Consider the following 23,277-nt stretch of genomic DNA (forward strand, 5'->3'; position numbering starts at 1 on the left):
TTTCCCTTGCGCGCCTAGATGGGAATTAGCGCCGACGCCGATTTGAGCCATGCGCCGGGTTTGCCGTGAGCCGATTGGAAAGCGCCGAAATTCAAGCCTGCCGCTGCACGCAGTTCGTTTGCCATGGTCAGATGGCGGCTCACCAGAATCATCGAACGGCATTAGATGGCCGACAGCGGCCTTTCTTTCGCTCGGCCCGACCGAGCGCTAAGGCCGATCAGCAGTCCCCCAAAGAGTCGGTTCGACCCCGAACGCCAGCGCGCCGCCTCGTCCGATCGACACGCCGCCGCCGGTGGCGGCTTTCGATTGAAATCGACGACGGGTTGAAGCGGGAAATACGGCGGGTCTGATCAGACGCCGCACCATCCGTCCCCACCCTGCAGAGTCAGGGCATGGACACGACCCAGCTCACCCAGTTTCTCGACTTCGCCCGTCTGCAGGATGTGCACATCGACCCGCAGCGTCTGCAGGTCGATGGCCGTATTCACCGCGCCGACGTGGGCGACCGCCCGAATGGCAGGAACGACGCAGCCTATCTGCTGCGCGAGGACGGCACCGGCTGGGTGACCAACTTCAAGGCCGAGGGCAAACCCATCGCCTTTCGCCCGGAGCTGGCGCGGGAACGCACGCCTGTAGAACAACAAAAGGTTGAAGCCGAACGCGTCGCCTGGCTGCGGCAACAAGCTGAGCGACAAATGGCCGCAATCTCCGACAGCCTGGCGCGCTGGGAGGCCAGCCATGAGCCGCAGAACTTTCCCTATCTTCAAAACCCCGCACTGCCCACAGCTGGGCTGCGGCAGCACAGTGCGCAATTGCTCGTGCCCATGCTCAAGCTCACCGAGGGCGAGCCCGGCTGGGTCGGCGCACAGCGCATCGCCTGGACCGAACCGGGCCAGTCTGCCGACAAACGCTTCGTCGCGGGTACGCCGACACAGGGCGCCTTCGCCGTCATCCCCATCGACGGCCAGGACGCCGAAGCGCCACTGCGCGCCTTCGAGACCGCCAAAACCGCCCCGCATGTCGTGATGTGCGAGGGCATCGGCACCGCGCTGGCCCTCCATCAGGCCACAGGACTGCCCGTCATCGCCGCGCTCTCGGCGCAGAACCTTCCTGACGTGGCTCGCGCCCTGCATGACGAAATGCAGGGCCGCATGACCCTCTACGCCGACAACGACGGCGAGCGTGCCGCCCACAAAGGACAGATCAATGCCCTCAAAGCCGCCCGCATCCTCGGCAGCGCCCGCACCGCTATCGCCCTTCCCGAAAAAACCTCCGGCGTCACACCCCCCGGCTACGACGCCCGCGACCAACTCCGCGACAGCGGCCCGGACGCGATCCGCGCCACCCTGGATCGCGCGGTCCCGCCGTGGATTTTCCAGCGCAGCCATCCGGGCCTCGCGCCATCCGCCGGGCAGGGGCGTCAGCCCTTGTCCCCCACTCCCCATCTCAAGCAGGAGAAACCGATGGAACCACAAGCCGAAATCGAACCGCAGCAGAAACCCGCCCCCGATGAACCCGCCCCCGTCCAGCAAGCTGTGAACTTGAAGCGAACGGAGTTCGCCGACCTCAACGCGGCCCTGGAGCAAGTCGAATCCGAACAGGAGCCGAAGCCAGAGCAAAAAGTGGCGGAAGTCAGCGACGCAGAGAAAGAAGCCGCCTTGTTGAATGCCTGGCGCGAAGCGGCTCAGCCCACCCGCGAAATTCGCGCCAAGGCCTGGCACGACCTGAACGCGCAGCATCAAGCCGAGCGGGAATCCCTGTTCTCCGGTCTGGCCCCTGATGGCCACTTCAAATTCCCCCATCTGTGGCCACCCAAACTCCCCCAGTGCAGGACGGGTTAATTATGCGTCGGCGGTGGTGTTGAGGGCGATGCGAGCGGCGGCCTCCTTGAGCCTGTAGCTCTTGCCGTCGAACTCGAGCATGGCGGCGCGGTGCATGAGGCGGTCGAGGATGGTGGTGGCCATGGTGGCGTCGCCGAGGTATTTGCCCCAGTCCTGCACGACGCGGTTGGAGGTGACGACGATGGAGCGACGATGCTTGTAGCGCTGGTGCACGACGGTCTGCAGCAGTTCGGCTGCAGCGTCGCCGATGCGGCGTGCCAGGAACAGGTCGTCGAGGACGAGCAGATCGGGCGCGACGTAGCCGCGCAGCAGTGCGGCCTGCTCGGCGGCGCTGCCCAGTGCGAACTTGGCGAACTCGGTGTCGGCCTCGACGTAGCGCACATCAAAGCCCTGCAGCGTGGCCTGATAGGCCACGGCCTTCGCGACATGGCTTTTTCCGGTGCCGGGCCTGCCGATGATCATGGCGTTGGCTCCCTCGCTGATGAACTTCAGGGTGTGCAACTCGAAGCAGGCCTGGCGCGGCAGCTTGGGGTTGAAGCGCCAATCGAAGTCGGCCAGACTCAGGCGCTCGTCGAGTCGCGAGTGCTTGAAGCGGCGCTCGGTCAGGCGCGAGCGGCGCCGGTCGAGTTCGTCCTGCAGCATCGAGGCGAAGGTTTCCAGGAACGGTTCCTGGGTGCTCTGGGCCTGCATGAGGCGGGTGCTCAGCGTGTCGGCAATGCCCGACAGACGCAACTCGCGCAGCGCGCGATCGATCTCATTCATGGTCATGCGTGAATCTCCTCGGGGTGGTGGGTTCGGGTGCCTGCGCGGCGCTGCGCGCGAACAGTTCGGCGTAGTCGTCACCGGGGCGAATCAGGGCGTGTTCCTGGGTCAGGGCCAGTTCGGCCTGCGGCGGCACGTCCAGCGCCGCCAGCGCGTCGGCGACGAGTTTCTCGGTCAGCGCCTTGACGTGGCGGTAGCTGTGCAGGCCGTCGCTGATGGCGGTCGCGCATGCGGTGTCGATGAGGCGCCGGGGATAGCGCTGCGCCAGACCGACGATGCCCCAGAGCTTGCGCTGGCCAACGCGGCCTTCGATGGCGAACAGCATCTCGCACAGCCGCGACGTGTCGGGGCCGATGTCCTTGGCCTGCGCCAGGATGCGGCGTGTCTCGCGCGAGGGGTTGAACACGCGCTCGTCCTGCGGCAGCACAACGGTGCCTGGGCGTTCGGCCTTGGTGTGGCTGCGCAGCAGCGCCTGGGTGGCGAGGTCGCGGATCTCGATGCGCCGGGCAAAGATGCGCACCAGAACCTTGGAGCCGATCGGCGCCGGGCGCGCGGCGTAGCTGCAGTGCTCGACGCGCACGCAGGAGTCGTCATAGACGGTGCGCTCCTCGTCCTTGAAGGACTGCATGCCCAGGACCGGCAGCGGCTGCAGCAGCGGGCGTTCCTCCTCGAACATGGCCTTCACCTGGCGGCGCTCGGTGCCGTGGATGCGCGTGGCCGCCCACTTGCGCTCCCAGTGGTCGAGGAAGGTGTTCTGCTCCTCGATCGAGGCGAAGCGGCGCCCCTTGAGCGCGGTGGCCTGGGTGTGTTGAATAGCGTTCTCCACCGTGCCCTTGCGGTTCGGGTCACGGACCCGCGCCGGGTCGGCGACGACGCCGTAATGGGCGAGCGTGGCCGCGTACACCGGGTTGAGCCGGGGCTCGTACAGGTCGGGCTTGAGCACCCCCTCCTTCAGGTTGTCGAGCACGACGTAATGGCACGATCCGCCAAAGTACCTCCACGCCTGCTCGTGCAGTTCGGCCCAGACCTGCTGGCTGGACTTCCACACCACGCGCCGGAAGCTGGCCCGCGAGTAGCGCAGGGTGGCCACGAACAGCCTTGGCTTGCGATAGCGGTCGGTGCCGGGCACGAGCGTCAACGCGCCCTCGCCGTAGTCGACCTGCATCTCCTCGCCCGGCACGAAACTCAGACGGTCGAACTGCTCGGGCTGCTTCTTCCTGAGGCGGGCGACGAAGCGCTTGACCGAGTTGTAGGCGCCGGTGAACGCGTACTGGTCGACCAGATCCTGATAGATCGCCATGGCGTTGCGCTGCAGCCGCAACTGCGCCTCGACGAACGCGCGGTGCGGCTCGCACGCCGACACCGAGGTGGTCGTCGGAGTCGGTGGCCGGGGTGGAGCAGTTTGCGCTGGCGAGTCGGTGGCCACCCCGGGGGAGTTTGCCGGTTCGGCGGCGGCAAAACGCTTCGCGTAGGCGCGGATCGTCTTGCGATCGATCCCCGTCACGCGTGCGATCTCGTGCTGGCTGGTGTCGTTCCTCAGCAGCGTCCAGATCGTTGTTTGCAAATGCGGCTTCAAGACGTTCACTCCTTGCCCCCCTGCGGTGAGAGGGAGAAAGTAACGTCCTGCCAGACCTCAGGCCGCCGGCGAAATCGCCGGCTTCAGCACCTCATCGCGCCGTGGCCAGGGTGGGGGAGTTTGAGGTGGCCACAGATGGGGGAATTAGGGTGGCCATCGGGGGTCTGGCCCAGCAACGCGCAGAAACCGTCAAGAACGGGGGCGATCCCGATGTGCAGACGTTCGAGGCCGCCAAGCAAATCGAGCATCTGCAGAAACAGCAGGCCGCCGAGCGCAAGACCCTGGCCAGCAGCCTGCCTCTTGTTCCGACCCTGCGCGAGTTTCTGGAACCTCGCGCCGAACACGACCCCGTGGCCGCCCGCCTGCTCGAACAGGAAAAACGCCGCGATCCCGCGCAGCAAAGCATCCGGGGCCGGCGCACCGCCGCGATGGAACCCGAAGTGCTCGATGGCCTGACCCACGACATCGAGGACGGACCGCCGAAGTGCGTTCACTATGCGCGCGATGGCGAGCGGGTGATGACAGACCGCGGCGAGCGGGTCGATCTCTACCACGTCGATGACCGCGAGATCGAGGCCGCCCTGCGTCTTGCCGAGCAGAAGTACGACATGGACAAAGGGCTGCAACTCAACGGCAGCCGCGAATTCCAGCAGCGCGCTGCCGAGATTGCCGGTCGCATGGGACTGAAAGTGCAGAACCCCGAACTGCAACAGACCTGGCAGCTCGGCCGCCTGCAAACCCTGCAGAGCGAAGAACTCGGTGCAGACACAAGACTCACCGCGCCAGCAGTCGGCAAGGGCAGCGTCGAAGCGGCCCGTGCAGATCATGGCGGCGACAGGCGCGCCTACACCGTCGATGCACAAGCCATGCAGGCCGAAGCCTTGCTCGGCAAGCTCGACATCCGCGGCTTCGACGCCCTCGACCGCGCCTCGCGCGATCAGCCACTCACGCCAGAGCAGCGCATCCAACTGCAGGGCCATGACGATCAGACCCGCCTGATCGACGACCAGGATCGCCTCACTCCGCTGGGCGAGCGCGTGACCGAGCGCATGTGGGCCAAGATCGAGACCGAACGGGAACAGCTTCAGCAACAACTACGCACCCGCAACATCGACGAAGAGCTGAAAAAACGCGAAGCGCAGGAACAAAAGCAAGAGCGCACCGAAGAAAAGGCGCAGGAAAAGATCGTCGAACGCGAGATCGCCACCCATGAGCGCGCCGAAGAACGCGAGGTCGAAGCGCCGCAGCGCGCGCCTGTCCGTTCCCGACCGCGGCAACCCAGCCGCGACATGAGCCTGGGCGGCTGAGCCTCCTGTCCCCACTCCACAGAGTCTTTCCGTGGCGCGTCGTGCGCCACGGCCTATCTCACAGGAGCCCGTCATGCAAAACCCCGAAACCCCAGCCGTCGTCCCTGCGGACGGCGCCCCCGAGTTTGAGTCCATCTTCGTCTCTGACCGCGCCACGGCCGAAGCGCTCGGCGCGGACTTCGAAGATGACACGCAAACGGAGGCTGATCATGGCTGAGAACATCAAACCCGATCACCCCGTCAAACCGCCGCGCGACCTGCGCCAGGAACTGACCGACAAACTCGTTCAGACCTTGGAGCAGGGACAGATTCCCTGGGACAAGCCCTTTGCCGCGTTGCGGGCAGGTCTGCCGCGCAATATGGAAACCGGCCGGGAATACCGTGGCGGCAACCGCCTCATGCTGATGCTGGAGCAAGCCGATCGAGGTTACACCGATCCGCGCTATGGCACCGTCAAGCAGATCAACGCCCTGGGCGGGCGCATCAAAAAGGGCGAACACGGCCTGCCCGTCGAGCTGTGGAAAGAGCAACCCTTTTATGCCCGAAAGGACATCAGCGTCACGCTCAACGGCATGCGGGTGAAGGTGTTCAGCGAGAAGAACGGCCGGGCAGAGGTCGGCATGCCGACGGACAAGGACGCCACCCTGCACGTCAAGACCACCGATCTGCGCGTGCAGCGCCGCACCGAACAAGGCCCGCAACATCTGAGCTGGGACAAGGCGCGCGAGCTCGACACCTGGACTTCTCGCGTCCACACCGTGTTCAACGTCGCACAATGCGAGGGGCTGAAACTGGAGCCCCTGGCACCCGCGCCGACCTTCGACCCGGTGACGCGTGGCGAGTCGATCAAGGAGGCCATGGCGCGCGATGCACTCAGCTACGGCGAGCATCCCGAGCACGCCTTCTATTCGCCCAAGCGTGACCAGGTGGTTCTCCCTCCACGCGGCGCCTTCAATTCCGAGCTGGGCAAGGAGGAGGGCGCAGCGCGCTACTACGGCACGCTGCTGCACGAGATCGGCCATGCCACCGGCGCAGCGCACCGTCTGAATCGTGAAGGCATCACCGGCGGTCACCGCTTCGGCTCCGAGGGCTACGCCAAGGAAGAGCTACGCGCCGAGATGTTCAGCCTGTTCGCCGCCGCCCAGACCGGCATTCCGCATGACGCCGAACGTCACGCCGCCTACGTTCAGGATTGGGCCAAGGTGCTCAAGAACGACAAGAACGAAATCTTCCGGGCTGCAGCAGAAGCGGGCAAGGCGGTGGACTATGTGCTCGCCAAAGAGCAGGCCTTGCAGGTCACGCAGGAGCGGCAGACTACGGCGGAGGTGGCGGAACGGGCGGCAGACTCTGCGCCGCAACCCGAACTGGCGCAAGGCAAGCTCAAGACCGTCGAGATCGACGCCCCCGCGCATTGGGGCAGCGCTCTGGTCAACCGCGATGAAAGCGGACTGGGCGACAGCGAAGCCGCCTGCGTCAAGGACTGGGTCGGAAAGAAAGGCGTCGGCTGGCCGGTCTCCATGTCCGAGCCCTTCATGGGTCGGCATGAAGGCTTGCTCACCGAGATGGCAACCTATTCCTTCCTGGTGCGAGAAAAAGACATCGGCCCGAGCGTGGACGGCGGGCTGAATCCAGATGCAGGCAAACCCACTGGAAAACCGCCAACCCTGCACGAAGCCCTGGAAGCCAGCGGCTGGAAATCCACCCCGCATGGGTCTTATGAAAAGACCTTCCTGCTGGACAAGGACAAGAGCAAAGGCGGCGAGTTCACGCACGGCAAGGGAACCGTCGAAAAAATCCTGAACGTCAATACCCGGTCCAGTGGCTTTGTGATCGCACAGGGATGGGACGACATTCCCGTCCCCGTCAAGGACGGCTTGTCGCCCACGGAGCGCGTCGCGGAACTCGACCGGGCGGCCAAACAGCTTCTGATGGCTGAGCATGGAAAAAGTCTGGGCTTGACGGCCATTCGCGGCAAGGGCGAACCCGAGGTTCAACCCGCGCCCCCGGCGCACGACAGGATGCAGGAGGCACTTCTGCGTGAAAATGAATTGCTGTCCAAGCAGCCTCACGAACTGACCTTTGCCGAGTTCGCCACCGTTGCCACGGCGCAGAAACTCGGCCCTAACCATGGGCGGGAATGGGCCGTGTTCAACGGCAGCGCGCAGCGCGGCGAACTGATGGGCTACGCCGAGGGCCCGACCGCGAACGATGCGCTGCGCATGATGCACAAAAACCGGGTCAACAACGCGCTGTACGACAACATGCCTGATGCGGTTCATCCGCCGGGCATGGAACCAAAGAGCATGCCGCCTCAGCAGGTACTTGACGAATACCCCGATCTGAAAGAGAAGTTCGCGCCGGCAATCGAAGAGCATCGTCAGATGCTCGCCAAGGAAGACCGCAAGGCAGCCGAGTATCAGGTGATGAAGCAGGCTGAGCAGGGAGCAGGCAAGGACAAGTCCAGCGCGCCCGATCGATCCGCCGAGAAATCCTCCGAAGCGCCCGAGGCTGACAAACCCGAGCGCCCAGCCCGTCCCCATCCCCGTCTGCGCCAGTCGAACCGCAAGGCCGCGGCGATGGAACGCTGAACCCAGCACGCCCAGCGGCCGGTGGCGCAAAACCGCCGCAGCGCGCGACCGGATTCCTTCCCCCCTGTTGGCGATCCTTGCCGGGGCGCACGCCGACTGGCCCACGTCACGGGCCGCCCCCAAACCTTTCCAGGCAGCACGACCATGAGCACCGCATCCGAAGCCATCTACCACATCCCCAAGGCGCAGAAAGACATCACCCGCTTCGTCTGGACGGGTCTGGGCCTGTTCATCATGATCGTGCTGCTGTCCACCTGGGCGGCCACCGAATACGCCGCCTGGGCCTTCGGTTTCACCCCGGCACTGGGTGCGCCCATGATCCCGCCGTGGCTCTATGCCCCCTACGACATCCTGATCTGGACCTTCAAATACAACCGCATCGAATACGGCCAGGCCGTGCTGGACATCCTGGAACGCGCCCACCTCATCATGGGCGTCGGCGGCTTCCTCTCCCTGGTGCTACCTGTGGGCATCGCCTACCGCCGCTCACGCAAGGCCGACGCCGAACGCAACGATCTACATGGCTCGGCGCACTGGGCCGCCGCCCCGGAAGTCGCCGCCGCAGCCATCCTGCCCGACGACAAAAACAAGGGCGGGGTGCTGTTTGGCGCCTGGAACGACGGCCCGCAGGTGCGCTATCTGCGTCACAAGGGGCCGGAACACATGATGGTGTTCGCGCCCACCCGCTCCGGCAAGGGCGTGGGCATCGTCATCCCCACCTTGCTGAACTGGGATCAATCCGTCCTGGTGCATGACATCAAGGGCGAGAACTGGGCGCTGACCAGCGGCTTTCGCGAGAAAGTGCTGGGGCAGCGTGCCATCAAGTTCGACCCGACCTCTCCCGACTCCGCCCGCTTCAACCCCTTGCAGGAAATCCGCATGGACGGCAACCTGGTCAAAGATGTGCAGAACATCGCCACCATGATCGTCGATCCTGACGGCAAGGGCCTGAACGACCACTGGGCCAAGACCGGCTTCGACCTCATGACCGGGGTGGTGCTGTTTGTCTTGCTCTACTGGGACGGCAAAGGCCCCGACGCGCGCCTGCGTTGCCTGCATACCGTGCAGGCCATCCTCTCGGACGGCGGCCCGATCCGCGACATCGCCCGGGAAGCGGCCGAGCGCAATCAAGGTGAGGACGCCGAGCCGATGGAAGGCTCGCAGGCCGTGATGACCTACATCCGCGATGTCGCCCTGGAGAAAGGCGCACAGACCGACGATCCCCATGCACGTACCGGCTGGGCCGCTGTGGCGCAGGCCAGCCAGTCCTTCCTGAACAAGGCGCCGAACGAAGCCTCGGGCGTGCTGTCCACCGCGCTGTCCTTTCTCTCCCTCTACCGCGACCCCATCGTCGCCGACAACACCCGCGTCTCCGATTTCACCCTGGAAAGCATCATGGGCGGCGCTGATGTGGACGGCAAGCCGGAACCCAGGAAGACGGCGCTGTATCTGGTGGTGCCGCCCAGCGACAAGGATCGCCTCAAGCCCCTGCTGCGCCTGGTCATCAATCAGGTCGTGCGGCGACTGACTGAGGGCATGGACTTCGATGCCGGCGGGGCGAGCAAGAGTCGCTACCCCCATCGTCTCCTGCTGCTGCTCGACGAATTCCCCAGTCTGGGCAAGCTCGACATCTTCCAGGAGGCGCTTGCCTTCATAGCCGGCTACGGACTCAAGGCCCTGTTGATCGTGCAGGACTTGAGCCAGCTCTTTGCCGCCTATGGCAAGGATGAATCCATCATCAGCAACTGCCACATCCGCGTGGCCTATGCGCCGAACAAGATCGAGACGGCCGAGCTGCTGAGCAAGATGGCCGGTCAGGCCACCGTCAGCCACACCCAGCGGCAATACAGCGGCAACCGGCTTGCGGTGGTGCTGCAGAACGTCAACACCAATGAGCAGATCGTGCAGCGCCCGCTGTTGACCCCCGACGAGTGCATGCGCCTGCCGCCCGACGACGAGCTGGTCTTCGTCGCAGGTCACGCCCCCGTTTACTGCCAGAAAATCAAGTATTACCAGGACGCAGCGCTGGTCGAGCGCATCAAGCTCGGCGCGGCGGCATCAACGGGGAGACTGGCATGAGCATTCCCTACGCCCTCGAACAGGCGATCTCATGCCGCAGTCGGCCGCACTGGCATCGCCTCCTCATCCCCATCGCGGCGCTGGCAACGACCGCCCTGGCCATCAACCTCCTTGGGTGGCTCGGCTGGCGGGTCAACTGGACCGAGAGCGAGCCTCTCGGCCTGTATCGCCTGCTGCCCGTCACGGCAAATTCCCGCATCGTCCGCGCCGAACGCGCCGAGTTCTGCCCCCCGGCCTCGGTGACGCCGCAGGCCTTCCCCTTTTATATGAAAGGCGACTGCCCGGGCGGCGGCATGCCGATGTTCAAGCAGATCGTCGGTCTGCCCGGCGACCGCATCACCGTCACTCCTCAGGCCGTGACCATTAACGGCAAGACCCTCCCTCACAGCGGCCAGCTTCCCGACTCCCCGAGCTTTCCAGAGGTGCATCTGCCTCACCAGCACGGCGTGTTCACCCTCGGCCCCGATCAGTTCTGGGTATATGGCAGCGGCGCCCGTCCAGCGCTGGCCGCCCAGAGTTTCGACAGCCGCTACTGGGGGCCGATCACCCGAAATGACATTCGCCGCATCACCCGCTGATGCAGTTGTCCCCAGCCCGCAGAGTCCGGGCAGGGCGCCAACGTCAGGTGTCCCGTTCCCCATTCTGAAAGGCCTCATCATGAAACGTCTCAAAACGCTTTCCATCCACCACCGCCTGCGCGCCGCTGTCGTGCGTCGCCTGGTTCTGACCTCCGCCGTATTCGCCGCCACCATGGCCAACGCCTTCGCCACCGGCGCAGGCGGCTTGCCGTGGGACAGCGCGGTCAGCACCCTGCAGAACGACCTGACCGGCCCGGTGGCCACGGCCATCAGCGTCATCGCCTTTCTGGCTGCGGGTGCCGCCCTGGTGTTCGGCGAAGAACTCGGGGGCATTGCCAAGAAAGCCTTGTACGTCGTACTCGGCGTGGCCTTCATCGTCCTGGGCAACAAGTTCCTCCAGGTGCTCGGACTGACCGGCGCCCTGGTGTTCTGAACCCCATGATTCGCCCCTCCAACACCGATGCCGTGCGCGGCGGGGAGGCGACTCCCTGCCCCCAACTGCCCGAAGTCCTGATCGCCGTCGTGCAGGCCCTGGTCGAGCAGGGCTGGGAGTTGCCGCAGATCGTGGCGGCGCTGCGCCACACGGCCGACCTCACTGAATTCACTGACCGCGTGACCGGAGTTCCGCAATGAACGACACCAAAACCCCGATTCATGACTCGCTCAATCGTCCCATCCTGATGATGGGCGGTGAACGCCAACTGGTTCTGCTGCTGACCATCGTGGCGGGCATTTTCATCTTCTCGCTGGCCAAGCTTTGGGCCGCTGTCATCGGCGTCACGCTGTGGATGGTCGGCCAGTGGGCGCTCTCCCGCGCGGCCGCCTACGACCCCATCCTGTCAAAAACCGGCGGACGCTTGCTCAAATATCGCCGCTACTACCCGGCGAAGGCCAGCCCCTTCGCCAAGGATCGCGAGGTGCGGTCATGATGGCGTTCAAGGAGTTCCGCTCTGCCGCCTACAGCCTGCCCGACCTGCTGCCCTGGGCGGCGCTGGTGGACAACGGCGTCGTGCTGACCAAGAGCGGGGGCCTGATGGCCGCCTGGGAGTACCACGGCCCTGATCTGGACTCTTCCACGCAGGAAGAACTCGGGGCGATGGCTGCCCGCGTCAACGCGGCCTTGAAACTGGGTGACGGCTGGGTTCTGCACTGCGACGCGGTGCGCGCGCCCGCACCGGGCTACGCCCCGCCCGGCGCGTTCCCCGACCGCACCACACGACTGATCGACGACGTCCGCCGCAACAGCCACGAGCGCAGCTTCGTGGGCTACCGCAGCCGGTTCATTCTCACCGTCACCTGGTTCCCCATGCCCGACGCAGCGAGCAAAACGGCCGATCTGTTTGTCGAGGGCCGGGTCAAAGCCACGGCCAGCCGCAATCTTGAACGCTTCAAGGAGCAGATCCGGGAACTGGAATCCCGCCTCTCGACCCTGCTGGAGATCCACCGTCTCAAAGACAACTTCGACCCTCGCACCGGCGTCCTCACCAGTCCGTTGCTGGCCCATCTGGAACAGTGCGTGAGCCTGTTGCCGGATCGCCGCCCCTTCCGCATGGCGCAAGTACCCATGTACCTGGACGCCGTGCTCGGCCAGCACGACTTCACCACGGGGTTCATCCCCCGTATCGACCGTCGCAGCCTGTCCTGCATCGCGCTGACCGGTCTGCCGCCTGAGAGTTTCCCCGGCATTCTGGACATGCTCTCACGGCTGCCGGTGTCGTACCGCTGGAGCAGCCGCTTCATCTATCTCGATCCCGGCCAGGCCGAGAAGACGCTCAACAAATACCGCAGCAAGTGGGCACAAAAGCGCAAGAGCATGATGAACCTGCTGCGTGAAAACGCCGGCGGCCAGGCCACCCACATCAACGCCGACGCCGATCGCATGGCGAACGACGCGGTGCAGGCGCTGGCCGAAGCGTCCAGCGGCATGGTGCTGTTCGGCTACTACACCAGTGTCCTGCTGCTCTCGCACGAAGACCCGGAAATCCTGGACGAGTCCACGCGCGAGATGGTCAAGCTCATCGAAAACCGCGGCTTCGGCGCCCGCGTGGAAGACGTGAACGCGGTCGAGGCCTATCTGGGCACGTTGCCGGGCAACACCGCCGCCAATGTGCGCCGCCCCATCATTCACACTCTCAACCTGGCCCACCTGCTGCCGCTGACCGCCGTCTGGGCCGGGCCGGAGCACAACCCGTGTCCGTTCTACCCGCCAAACAGCCCGCCGCTGCTGCAGGCCAAGACCGACGGGGGCACGCCCTTCACCCTCAGCCTGCACGCGAGCGATCTTGGTCACAGTGCCATCCTCGGTCCGACCGGCGCTGGAAAGAGCACGCTGCTGGCCCTCGTGGCGGCGCAGCAATTTCGTTATCCGGGCGCACAGGTCTTCGTCTTCGACAAGGGGTATTCGATGCTGCCGCTGTGCTGGGCGGTCGGCGGCGAGCACTACGACATCGCGGGCGAGCAGGGTGATCTGGCCTTTTGTCCACTGGGCCGGGTCGATGAGCCTGCTGAGCGTGTGTGGGCCGCCGAATGGCTGGAACAACTGTGCGAGCTGCAGGGCGTCAAGATGTTGCCTCACCATCGCCAGGAGCTGTTCCGCGCGATCACCCAGCTCGGTGCCTCGACCGAGAAGATGGCGCAGCGCACCCTGACCAACTTCCTGGTGCTGCTGCAGGATCAGAGCCTGCGCGAAGCCCTGCAGGCCTACACCCTGCGCGGCATGGCCGGCCACCTGCTCGATGCCGAAACCGACAGCCTGGGGCAGGATGTGTTCCAGGTCTTCGAGATGGAGCACCTGATGAACAAGGGCGACAAGCTCGTGCTGCCGGTGCTGACCTATCTGTTCCACCGTATCGAGCAGCGTTTCAATGGGCAGCCCACTCTTTTGATCCTCGATGAAGCCTGGATCATGCTCAGCCATCCCGCGTTTAAGGCCAAGATCAGGGAATGGCTCAAAGTGCTGCGCAAGGCGAATGTGGCCGTGGTGTTCGCCACGCAGTCCCTGACCGACTTGGTGCGATCGGGCATCGCCGATGTGATCTTCGAGTCTTGCCCGACCAAAATTTTTCTGCCCAACCCCGAGGCCGAGACCGAGAACATCCGCCCCCTGTATGAGGGCGTGGGGCTCAACGCCCGGCAAATCCAGATTCTGGCCTTTGCCACTCCGAAGCGACAGTACTACGTCATGCACCCAGACGGGTGCCGTCTGTTCGATCTTGGCCTGACCAGCCCCGAACTGGCCTTCGTCGGGGCCAGCGGCAAAAACGACATCGCTCGCATCCGGCAACTGCGCGAGACCCTTGGCGATGCGTGGCCCGCCCAATGGCTGCGCGAACGCGGCCAAAACCACGCCGCAGAACTTTGGGAGTCGTACGAATGAAAAAGAGCCTTCTCGCCGCCTCGCTTGCGGCCTTGCCGTTGCTGGCCTGGGCCGATGGACAGGCGTCCATCAAGGCCGACAGCCAGACCAACCTCGGATCGACCTACACCGCTGGCACGGCCAGGACGCTTGAGTCCGCCTACAGCAGCGCAGCAGGTGTTGCGGGCGATATTGCGCAGCAGGATCAGCAGAACGCGCAGCAGATGTACGGCGTCTGGCAGACCGATCTGGCGAATGTCGCCTACTACCAGTCACAGGCATCTTCTGCGCAAGCTGCCGCCAACTCGGCTTCGGATCAGACCATGGCGGATCAGTACGCCCAGCAGGCTCAGGACGCGGCCAATCAAGCCACCTACTGGTCGAACCGGGCGCAGCAGGACGGCGACGCCTATCAAGCCTGGCTCGACGCCGCCAATCAGGCGCAGTCCACGAGCAGCCAGCAAACCGCCCTCTCCAATGAGCAGGGCGCGCTGGCCCAGCAGTCCACCCAGTCGCAGCAATCGAGTTACGACACGCTGATGAACAACGACGTGCCGCAGGCGCAGGCCGACACGTCCGCACAGGCCAATCAGTCCAGCCAGACCAGCCAGACCAGCCAGACCAGCCAGACCAGCGCCCAGCAGGGCCTGTCCAGCGTCCAGCAGCAGACCGGCGTGCAGCAAGGGCAGGTGCAGCAAGCCGCGTCCAGCCACAGCGCCGACATCGGCTATCTGGCCGCAGCCGCCGCCCCGCAAGCCGTCATGGCAGGTATGGCGATGGGCGAGCAGACCGCCAACATCACGGCCGCTCATGCCGCACAGGCCGCCGCAGCCTGCTCGGGGTGGAATCCCGGCTGCGCTGCGTACTGGTGGGGCGTCAACGCCGCCGCGCAATCCACGGCCAACAGCCTCTACGCCGCGCAAATGGCGGCAGCACCGGCGCTGGCCGTGACGTACATCGCTGCGAGCACGCAAGCGGCCAAGCAGTCCTTTGACCAGGTGCAGCAGCAGATCGGACAGATGACCGGCGTGCAGCAGCAGACCTCGGCCAGCCTGCCGACTGCGGTCGGCCAGACGCCCTACACCGTCACGAACGACGCCAGCTACCAGTCGGTGGAATCAAGCCAGAACCAGCAGCAAATCCAGCACGCTCAGGAAAACACCGACGCGACCTGGCAAGGCGCGCAGGACTGGTCGTCCGGCCAGATGTATTCCAAGCAGGAACAGGCGGCACGGTCGATCCAGCAGACCGATCTAGCGAACGCCTCCGCAGCACCGAGTTACGGCGCGCAGCAAGCCTGGCAGGGCGCGGCAGATATTGCCGGGCAGGAGGCCGACCAGAACGCGACCTGGGCGTCCTGGTATGGCGACCAGCTGCAACAGGACGAAGACCGCCAGAACCAGTCTGCCGCTGCCGTACAGGCCGACACCACGGGGCAGGCCCAAGCCATGAACGACGCCGCGGCGCAATCTGCCGTCACCTCGTTCAACGCCACGATGCAATCGATCAACGCCGCTGTTGCGGCCCAGTGAGGAAATCCACCATGAAGACAATGAACAAATCCCTGATTGCCATCGCTTTGTCCCTGGCCGGCCTTGCGGCGATGCCCAGCGCCCACGCCTCCGGCGCAATCGCCGGGGCGACCCTGCCTGAGCAAATCGTGCAGGAGGCGACGATGGTCGAGCAGCTCAACAACGCCATTCAGCAGGTGCAGCAAGGTTTCCAGAGCCTGTACAACCAGGCGCTGAATCTCAAGAGCCTGCCGATGCAGATGTGGCCGAACGTGTCCGGGCAGCTTCAGCAGCTTGTGCAGCTCGTCGGACAGGCCAAGGGGCTGAGTTATGCCGCGCAGAACACGGTGGCCGCCGTGCAGCAACAGTTCGGCGCACCCGATAGCGTGCTTGGTAACTACAACGCCAGCCTGCAGAAGTGGACCGGCGATCTCGATAGCCAAATCTCCGGCGTTCTCCAGCAATATGGGCTCAATGCACAGAAGTTCCAGACGACGCAATCAGCGCTCCAGCAGATTCAGGATGCCAGCCAGTCCGCCGCCGGGCGCATGCAGGTCATGCAGGCCGGCAACCAGATCGCCGGGCTGATGGTCAACCAGCTGCAAGGCTTGCAATCCGACATTCAGGCCGGGAATCAGGCCATGCTGAACTACATGGCCATGCAGGCGCATACGCAGGTGAATCAGTCCAACAGCGTGACGCCCATTCTGACCGCGCCCACCGGGCCGGGCGCATTCTGAGGAGCCATGATGCGACCTGCCACCGCCGCAACTTGGCGAATTACCCTTCCGACCCGCACGCAATGGGCCGTTGCGGCCGGGTTGATGCTCCTGCTCGCGGTGGCGGTCAGTGCGCACGCCGCGCCTGCGCCCACCCCGACAGGCGGCCCAGGGGGCCAGGGATACCTTGACACCATCAGCTCCCAGTTTCAAGCCGCGACCACGGGGTGGATGACCACGGCGCAGGGCTACGCCTTCAAGATATTCACGGCGCTGGCCGCCATGGATTTGTCTTGGTGGGGGATCAAGCAGGTTCTCAAGAAAAACGACCTGGCCGACTTCATCGCCGGAGCCACCCTGAAGATCGCCTCCATCGCCTTCTTCTACACCATCGTCAAGCACGCGCCGACGTGGATGCCGCTGATCACGTCGAGCTTCATGGACATGGGTCAAGCCATCGGCGGATCGAGCGCGGCAACCGCATCGCCCTCTGGCGTGATGTCGATGGCGTTCTCCGTGGTGCACCAGCTCTATGAGGTCTACAACAAAGCGCCGGGCGGTCTCCTCAACATTGGCAGCAACCTGTTCCTGGCCATCATCATCGCCATCACCTCGCTGCTGGCCCTGATCGGATTCGGCCTCGTTGCGCTGCAACTGTTGATGACGCTGATCGAGACCTATCTGGTCGGCGGGGCAGGCCTGGTGATGCTGGGCTTCACGGGATCCGGCCTGACCAGCAGCTTCGGCGAGAAATACATCGGCTACCTGGTCAGCGTGGGCATCAAACTGCTGATGATCTATGCCATCATCGGGCTCGGACAGAATCTCATCAACAGCGAACTGGCCTACATCGCCCAATACACCGGGAAGTCGCTTCCGCCGACCGACCTGTTGACTGTCGGCGTCAGCATGCTCATCTACGGGGTCATCGGCATGCAAGCGCCCGGCCTTGCGGGCAGCCTGATGAATGGCTCGCCCAATATGTCGCTGGGCAATGTGGCGGGCGGTGCGGCAGCCATTGCTGGCGGCATGGCCGCAGCAGGCGCGGCAGGTGTTGCGGCCTACGCCAGCGGCGCGAAAGGCCTCGACAAAATGGCCGGGTTGCTTGGCGCCGGTTCGGGCGGCGGCGCCTCGGGCGGCGGCGCCTCGGGCGCGGGCGGTGCCATTGCCGGCGCAGAAAAGCTTGCCGCACTTGGACAGATGACAGGCTCAGGCGGCAAGCCCGCAGGCGGCATGATGGGTTCCATCGGAGGCGGAGCGAAAGGCGGCGGTGCTTCCACGTCAGCCCCAACTTCCGGCACGCCTGCCGGGTCGCTGGCCGGTGCGGGCAGCGTCGGAGCCAATACCGCTCGCATGGGCCAGGCGGCTCAAGCAATGATGGAGGGCAAGGGGATCAGCGGCCCGTCGAGCACACCGTTGCGTCCTTCTGCGACACCCGCACCGGCGCAACCTTCACCAGCACCGAGCGCCCCACCGAAAGGCCCCATCGATGCGCTTGGCGCACCATCCGGCGAGAGCGGGCGGACTGATCTGGACAAGCCGCCAGGCAAATCGGACCGCGACCCGTTCGACGTGCTGAAAGACAACGTCGGCAAGGTTGCGGACACGAAAGACGACATCGCCCGCCACGAGGGCGGGGGTGGCAGCGGCATTCAGATCCGCCTCGGCCATGTGGAGCACTGACATGGCTGACGACAAGAACCGCCTACGCAGGCAGGTCGCCGATGAAATCGGTGCGAGTCTTTCCCGGGCGATTCAACGCGACCGCAAAAGCCTGGTGATCCTGCTGCTGCAGATCGTCAACGCCGTCTGGTTCGCTGTGCTGTGGGAGCATGCCTTCAAGCCGCCCGCAGCCACCGTCATTTGGTCGGTTTTCTTTGCCGCCTCGATGGCCGTGTCGATCACGATCGAGAGACGGCGGCCATAACGCGCGACTATGGCGCGTTCGGGCCGTGGCTGGCCCCTACTGCGGCACTCATGGCTGCAATTCGTTGAGCGTCACGCCTAGCGCCGATGCGAGGGCCTTGAGAGTCTTGGCCACTCCGGTCCGCTTGCCCGTCTCGATCTGGCTGAGATAGGCCTTGCTGATGCCGGCCTTCTCGGCCAAAGTGTCCTGAGTGAATCCGCGGTATTCGCGCCAGGCCTTGACAGGATGGGTCCCGTCCAGGATGGCATGCGCGACCGCGCCCGGCACGCGGAATCCATCGTCGGAAGCTTTCACGGCATCGAACAGGGCAACGTCATCCAGGTTTTCGGCGGCACGCAAGAGCCGCGCAAACAACGCCATCGGAACCACAGCGTATTCCCGCTTCCCGTTGCGTTCGATGAATTGAATCGTGCTCATTGGTACGCACCTCCTCGTGGGGCAACCGCCAGGATCATCACCACCAGTCGGTCATCATGAATTTCGTAAATCACGCGCCAATTGCCGACGCGCAACCGATAGCCAGGGCGCCCCTGCAGCTTCTTCACGTTGTTGTTCGGTCCGTGGGGCGCAGCCGCCAACTGCTCGATTTTTTCGCGCACCGTCGTTACCAGATTGTGTGGCATGGCCTTGAGGCTCTTGAACGCTTCGCGGCTGTATTCAATCGAGTACATGGGACAATATTAGCGGAATGCAAACTATTCTGCAAACTCTAATGCTCGATTGATTCGCTGCGCGAGTTGGCGGCGCAGCGCGCCGTTGGAGTTGCGTCGGCGCAAAGCACGGACGTGGGTTCCCTGACAGACGCATCACCCGCTGATGCAGTTGTCCCCACCGCGCAGAGTCAGGGCAAGGCGCCAATGTCTGGTGCCGCAACCCTGGAGAACGGTATGGCCGAAGCCAACCCCTACCTCAACGCCCGGCGCGAGTGGGATGAGCGTTATGGCGACGCGCTCGCCCGCGCAAAGACCTGGCGTCTCGCCGCCTTCGCCAGCCTGGCCGTCGCGGCGATTGCGGTCGCCGGCATCACCTATGTTGGCGGACAAAGCAAGATCCAGCCCTTCGTCGTCGCCCTCGACAAGATGGGCAACCCGGTGGCGATGGCGCAACCCGCGGGCGGCAACGCCGTCAGCCAGCGCATCATCGAGGCGCAGGTCGCCAACTGGGTGTGGACGGCGCGAAGCGTCATCCCCGATCCCCTTGCGCAGAAAGCGCTCATCGCCAAGGTCTACGCCATGGCCGGGAGCAACGCCGGGTCTTACCTCAACACCTACTACGCCGCCCACCCGCCCTTTGGCGACTTCACGGTCAACGTCACCATCACCAGCGTCCTGCCCGTCAGCAAAGACACCTGGCAGGTCGGTTGGGATGAGCAGCGCTATGAGGGCGGTCAGCCCAAACCGGTTGAACACTGGCGGGCCAACATCACCACCGGCCTCGATCCCAAGCTGGCCGACAACCCCCAGGTCATGCTCGACAACCCGCTGGGTCTGTTCGTCAAGAACGTGACCTGGACGCAGATCGTCGTCGGCGCCAAGTGAGCGATCGACTGGAACAGCGCAAAGCCTCCGCCCGGTGGACCGGGCGGTACATCGTCTGCGCCTTCCTGGAGACGATCGGCCTGGCCCTGATGCTGTGCGTTCCCCTAGAACTGCTCATTCTGCCCCCCGTGCTCGATTTATCGGGTTACCGCTTCAACCCTTTTGTCTACGCCTTCTGGCTCGTAGCGATCGGCCTGCCGACCTGGGCGCTCGGCCTCGTGCTGCGCCCGCGCATCCTGCGACCCGATTTCGTCAATTCCATCTTGCTCTATCAGGAGGATCAAACATGAGTCCCACCAAATCCCTGCTCGTCATGGCCATCCTGGCCACCGCAGCCAGTGCCCACGCCGCGCCACCGGCAGCCTCAGCCTCTCAACCCAAGCCCAACATCAAAACCACGACATCGATCCCGCTGCAAACCAGCCATCAGATCTACGACCTCAAAGCGCCGATTCCGCTGTCCTGGAGAGCCACCTCGGCGGCCGCGCAGACCTGGCTCAACACCGGCAGCGCGCCCAGCATGGTCGGCACCAACGGCATGGTGATGTATGCCTACGGCCAGAGCCAGCCCACCATCACCTGCGCGCCGCTGCACATCTGCGTCATCAACCTGCTGCCTGGCGAACACATCACCAACCTGTCCATTGGCGACAGCGTGCGCTGGCTGGTGCAGACCGCCGATGCTGGCAAGACGCCGGTGGTCGTCGTCAAACCGACCGCCGCTGGCCTGACGACCAATCTGGCCGTCACCACCGATGCGGGCCGGGTGTACTACATGACCCTGGTCAGCGACCAGCACAATTATGTGCCGCAGATCGGGTTCTACGATCCGCAGCAGCGGGTCATCAACATGGAACAGCAGGCCGCTCAGCAGCGGGCGGCCGAAGCGGCGCAGGCTGCCGCCAAGAAGCAGGAAGTCGTTGCCCCGCTGGGTCGGATCGATCCCTCTACCCTGGATTTCAATTACACCTGCAAACTCGACGACGGCCACGCCAACCTGGAGAACGATGATCTGTTGCCGATCCGTGTGTTCTCAGGCGGCGGTCACACCTACCTGCAGATGCCGGGCAAGATGCGCTACACCGACGCGCCCGCCGTGTTCAACGTCACCAGCGACACCACCGAGCTGCTCAACAGCCGTCTGGTGCACGGCTACTTTGTCATTGACGGCCTGCCGCAGAAGTTCAAGCTGGCCGTCGGCGTCGGCAAAGACTCACGCAGCGTCACCTGCCATCACGGGCAGATGAACTCCGGCTGGTGGGCACGCTGATCGGAGACCATGATGACCGACCCTAAACAACCCGACGCCCCAGAGGCCGACAGCCGCTTGCTCGCGCAGGACGTGGACGGAACCACAGCAGGCAAGAAGAAAGGTCTGAGCATCAAGGGCACCCCGCGCGAGGGCGGTGCGCGCCTGAGCAAGAACTTCAAGAAAGTGGCTTTCGTCGCAGGAGGCGTCATTGCTGGCGGCATGATTCTCGGCATCATGACCGCCGGGAACAAGTCGTCCGCCCCCTCTGACGGCAGCGACTCCGGGGCACAGCAGGTCGGCCAGACCAGCCCGGACATCGCAGCCATGCAGCGCGCCGCAACCCAGGCGGCGGCTGCGACGCCAGAGCACGGCGCATCGAACCCGGCCCAACCCCATGCTTCAGCCAGTGCACCAGCCAACCCCTTGCAAACCCCAGGCGCAACCCTGGCTACAACCGGCAACCCACAACAACTCACACCTGCCCAGAAATACCACCAGTGGCTGGAAGAGCAGCATTACAAAGAGCTGGAGGGGGCCGTGCTGGCAGCCCAGAGCGCACACCTCGCCAAGGTCGAGCTGGCAGCGCCTGGAGCATCAAGATTGGCAGTAAGCGACACTGCCGACGCACTGCGCCGCCTCGCCCTCGGCGCAGTGCCCAAGCCCGGCGATCAGGAGCAAACTCTGCAGAAAGCTCTCGCCGCACCCCAAGGCGCAGCAGGGCAGGGTGGCGCAGCCCAGCCATCCCCCCAGCAGCAGAACAAGGGCTTCCTCGATGCCGCCCAGGCGAAGGGTGACAACGGTTATCTCCCTGCCGCTGTGCAACCGCCCCTCGCCCAGCACGAACTCTTCGCGGGCAGCGTGATCCCCGCCGTGATGCTGACTGGGATCGACAGCGACCTGCCGGGCGCCATCAGCGCCCAGGTGCGGCAGACCGTGTACGACAGCTTGAATCCCAGTGTCGTGCTCATCCCCCAGGGCACCCGCCTGATCGGCGAATACAGCAGCCAGATCGCCTATGGCCAAAGCCGCGTGCTGGTGGCCTGGAGCAGGCTGATTTACCCGAATGGCGCCACCATCGACCTGCGCGGCATGGAAGGCACCGATGGCAAGGGCCAGGCCGGCTTCCACGACCAGGTGGACAACCACTACTTCCGCGTCTTCGGCAGCGCCATCCTGATGAGCCTGCTTGGCGTCGGCGCGCAGCTCAGCCAGCCGCAGAACTCCGGGGCACTGAACACCCCTTCCGCGAGCCAACAGGCCGCAGCAGCCACGGCGCAGCAGCTCAACAACGTCGGCACCAACCTGCTCAACCGCAACTTGAACATCCAGCCGACACTCATCATCCGACCCGGCTATGCGTTCAACGTGCTGGTGAATCGGACGATGATCCTGCCGCCGTATGGGGGGAGGTGAGTGCAAACTTGTGAAGTACCGCAATGGCGAGCGAGCAAGGATGTGGTTGAATTCAGATAACGGACATGAATTGGAGGAATCCGTGTCGCAAACTAGCCGAATCGAATGGACCGAAGCCACTTGGAACCCAACCGTAGGGTGTACCAAGATCAGCCCTGGTTGCAAGCACTGCTACGCCGAGTCGATGTCGAAACGTCTGAGGGCGATGGGTACGCCGGGGTATGAGAACGGTTTCAAGCTGACGATTTTGCCCGAACGCCTAGTCGAGCCGCTGGCAAGGAAGAAGCCTACGGTGTACTTCGTCAATTCGATGTCCGACCTTTTTCACAGGGGGGTCGGCGACAACTACATTGAGCAGGTGTTCGACGTAATCCGACGTTGCCCTCAACACACTTTCCAGGTACTGACGAAACGGGCGGATAGGATGGCCTCGTTCTTCCGCAACCGCGAGGTGCCGACGAACGCGTGGCTCGGCGTCTCGGTGGAGGATCGCAAGTATGGAGTGCCGCGTATCGCCGGTCTTCGTCAGGTCGATGCTCGAATTCGGTTTCTCTCAGTGGAGCCGCTGCTGGAGGACGTTGGTGACCTTGATCTGACGGATATACATTGGGTAATTGTTGGCGGCGAATCCGGACCGAAGGCTCGCCCGATGAAGGTTGAGTGGGTCGAAGCCATCCAGCAGCAATGCGAGGAACAGAACGTGCAATTCTTTTTCAAGCAGTGGGGAGGCTGGGGCGCCGATGGCAAGCGCCGATCCAAGAAGGCAAACGGCCGACTGCTAGCTGGCCGCACGTGGGATGACATGCCAGAACTTTCCGCCGTCGCCTGAAG

Annotated in this window: 23 protein-coding genes; 19 read left to right on the forward strand and 4 right to left on the reverse strand. The window is 64.4% G+C overall.

All coding sequences use genetic code 11. The features are described 5' to 3' along the window. The first annotated feature begins 392 nt into the window (after nt 1-392). Nucleotides 393-1,841 (forward strand): toprim domain-containing protein, encoded by a 1,449-nt coding sequence (locus tag BIO17B3_RS16835; protein WP_232054326.1) that lies wholly within the window; start codon nt 393-395, stop codon nt 1,839-1,841. On the opposite strand, the gene istB is transcribed toward BIO17B3_RS16835, so the two are convergent. Both istB and istA read right to left on the reverse strand, forming a co-directional pair. Continuing rightward, entirely contained in the window at nt 1,842-2,609 is a 768-nt protein-coding gene (istB, locus tag BIO17B3_RS16840) for an IS21-like element helper ATPase IstB (RefSeq protein ID WP_156053323.1), read from the reverse strand. Further along, nucleotides 2,596-4,188, reverse strand: a complete 1,593-nt coding sequence (istA, locus tag BIO17B3_RS16845) for an IS21 family transposase (protein WP_156053322.1) — start codon at nt 4,186-4,188, stop codon at nt 2,596-2,598. The genes istB and istA overlap by 14 nt, the downstream gene beginning before the upstream one ends. Nucleotides 4,189-4,328: 140 nt before the next feature. On the opposite strand from istA, the gene BIO17B3_RS16850 reads away from it, so the two are divergent. From BIO17B3_RS16850 to BIO17B3_RS16910, 13 genes are all read left to right on the forward strand, one after another. Beyond that, nucleotides 4,329-5,486: an LPD7 domain-containing protein gene (locus BIO17B3_RS16850; RefSeq protein ID WP_232054327.1), complete on the forward strand. Its 1,158-nt coding sequence runs from the start codon at nt 4,329-4,331 to the stop codon at nt 5,484-5,486. Nucleotides 5,487-5,559: 73 nt separating this feature from the next. Further along, nucleotides 5,560-5,703, forward strand: coding sequence for a hypothetical protein (locus BIO17B3_RS16855; RefSeq protein ID WP_156054887.1), 144 nt, complete (start codon nt 5,560-5,562; stop codon nt 5,701-5,703). Next, nucleotides 5,696-8,074, forward strand: a complete 2,379-nt coding sequence (locus tag BIO17B3_RS16860) for an ArdC family protein (protein ID WP_156054888.1) — start codon at nt 5,696-5,698, stop codon at nt 8,072-8,074. The genes BIO17B3_RS16855 and BIO17B3_RS16860 overlap by 8 nt, the downstream gene beginning before the upstream one ends. Nucleotides 8,075-8,218: 144 nt before the next feature. Further along, nucleotides 8,219-10,153, forward strand: a complete 1,935-nt coding sequence (locus BIO17B3_RS16865) for a type IV secretory system conjugative DNA transfer family protein (RefSeq protein WP_156054889.1) — start codon at nt 8,219-8,221, stop codon at nt 10,151-10,153. Then, complete coding sequence (locus BIO17B3_RS16870; protein WP_156054890.1) at nt 10,150-10,731, forward strand: S26 family signal peptidase; 582 nt, start codon at nt 10,150-10,152, stop codon at nt 10,729-10,731. Before BIO17B3_RS16865 ends, BIO17B3_RS16870 begins: the two co-directional genes overlap by 4 nt. A gap of 79 nt (nt 10,732-10,810) precedes the next feature. Further along, entirely contained in the window at nt 10,811-11,164 is a 354-nt protein-coding gene (locus tag BIO17B3_RS16875; protein WP_156054891.1) for a TrbC/VirB2 family protein, read from the forward strand. A gap of 5 nt (nt 11,165-11,169) precedes the next feature. Continuing rightward, entirely contained in the window at nt 11,170-11,364 is a 195-nt protein-coding gene (locus BIO17B3_RS16880) for a hypothetical protein (protein WP_156054892.1), read from the forward strand. Continuing rightward, nucleotides 11,361-11,660 carry a conjugal transfer protein TrbD gene (trbD, locus tag BIO17B3_RS16885; RefSeq protein WP_156054893.1) on the forward strand — a complete coding sequence of 100 codons (300 nt, stop codon included), beginning with the start codon at nt 11,361-11,363 and terminating at the stop codon, nt 11,658-11,660. Before BIO17B3_RS16880 ends, trbD begins: the two co-directional genes overlap by 4 nt. Beyond that, nucleotides 11,657-14,107: a helicase HerA domain-containing protein gene (locus BIO17B3_RS16890; protein WP_156054894.1), complete on the forward strand. Its 2,451-nt coding sequence runs from the start codon at nt 11,657-11,659 to the stop codon at nt 14,105-14,107. Before trbD ends, BIO17B3_RS16890 begins: the two co-directional genes overlap by 4 nt. Then, complete coding sequence (locus tag BIO17B3_RS16895; protein ID WP_156054895.1) at nt 14,104-15,618, forward strand: hypothetical protein; 1,515 nt, start codon at nt 14,104-14,106, stop codon at nt 15,616-15,618. The genes BIO17B3_RS16890 and BIO17B3_RS16895 overlap by 4 nt, the downstream gene beginning before the upstream one ends. Nucleotides 15,619-15,629: 11 nt before the next feature. Then, nucleotides 15,630-16,337, forward strand: coding sequence for a P-type conjugative transfer protein TrbJ (gene trbJ / locus BIO17B3_RS16900; protein WP_156054896.1), 708 nt, complete (start codon nt 15,630-15,632; stop codon nt 16,335-16,337). A gap of 9 nt (nt 16,338-16,346) precedes the next feature. Further along, nucleotides 16,347-17,999, forward strand: a complete 1,653-nt coding sequence (gene trbL, locus BIO17B3_RS16905) for a P-type conjugative transfer protein TrbL (protein ID WP_172978994.1) — start codon at nt 16,347-16,349, stop codon at nt 17,997-17,999. A 1-nt stretch (nt 18,000) separates the two neighbouring features. Next, on the forward strand, nt 18,001-18,243 hold the full coding sequence (locus tag BIO17B3_RS16910) for a hypothetical protein (protein ID WP_156054898.1): 243 nt from the start codon (nt 18,001-18,003) through the stop codon (nt 18,241-18,243). Nucleotides 18,244-18,291: 48 nt separating this feature from the next. Here the strand turns inward: BIO17B3_RS16910 and BIO17B3_RS16915 are convergent, their stop codons facing one another. Next, the gene (locus tag BIO17B3_RS16915; RefSeq protein WP_156054899.1) at nt 18,292-18,660 is read right to left on the reverse strand and encodes a helix-turn-helix domain-containing protein; all 369 of its coding nucleotides are present in this window, start codon (nt 18,658-18,660) and stop codon (nt 18,292-18,294) included. Further along, nucleotides 18,657-18,914, reverse strand: coding sequence for a type II toxin-antitoxin system RelE/ParE family toxin (locus BIO17B3_RS16920; protein WP_156054900.1), 258 nt, complete (start codon nt 18,912-18,914; stop codon nt 18,657-18,659). Before BIO17B3_RS16920 ends, BIO17B3_RS16915 begins: the two co-directional genes overlap by 4 nt. Nucleotides 18,915-19,130: 216 nt before the next feature. Here BIO17B3_RS16920 and BIO17B3_RS16925 point away from each other — a divergent pair, with 216 nt between their 5' ends. The 5 genes from BIO17B3_RS16925 to BIO17B3_RS16945 are packed head-to-tail and all read left to right on the forward strand — an operon-like array spanning nt 19,131 to nt 23,275. Next, complete coding sequence (locus BIO17B3_RS16925; protein ID WP_156054901.1) at nt 19,131-19,781, forward strand: VirB8/TrbF family protein; 651 nt, start codon at nt 19,131-19,133, stop codon at nt 19,779-19,781. Then, nucleotides 19,778-20,071, forward strand: coding sequence for a hypothetical protein (locus BIO17B3_RS16930; RefSeq protein ID WP_156054902.1), 294 nt, complete (start codon nt 19,778-19,780; stop codon nt 20,069-20,071). Before BIO17B3_RS16925 ends, BIO17B3_RS16930 begins: the two co-directional genes overlap by 4 nt. Then, entirely contained in the window at nt 20,068-21,051 is a 984-nt protein-coding gene (locus BIO17B3_RS16935; protein ID WP_156054903.1) for a TrbG/VirB9 family P-type conjugative transfer protein, read from the forward strand. The genes BIO17B3_RS16930 and BIO17B3_RS16935 overlap by 4 nt, the downstream gene beginning before the upstream one ends. A 12-nt stretch (nt 21,052-21,063) precedes the next feature. After that, on the forward strand, nt 21,064-22,446 hold the full coding sequence (locus BIO17B3_RS16940; RefSeq protein WP_156054904.1) for a TrbI/VirB10 family protein: 1,383 nt from the start codon (nt 21,064-21,066) through the stop codon (nt 22,444-22,446). A 40-nt stretch (nt 22,447-22,486) separates the two neighbouring features. Then, on the forward strand, nt 22,487-23,275 hold the full coding sequence (locus tag BIO17B3_RS16945; RefSeq protein WP_232054368.1) for a DUF5131 family protein: 789 nt from the start codon (nt 22,487-22,489) through the stop codon (nt 23,273-23,275). The last annotated feature ends 2 nt before the right edge of the window (nt 23,276-23,277 follow it).

It is taken from the genome of Thiomonas sp. OC7, from assembly GCF_900634595.1.
GTDB classification, from domain to species: Bacteria; Pseudomonadota; Gammaproteobacteria; order Burkholderiales; family Burkholderiaceae_C; genus Thiomonas; species Thiomonas arsenitoxydans.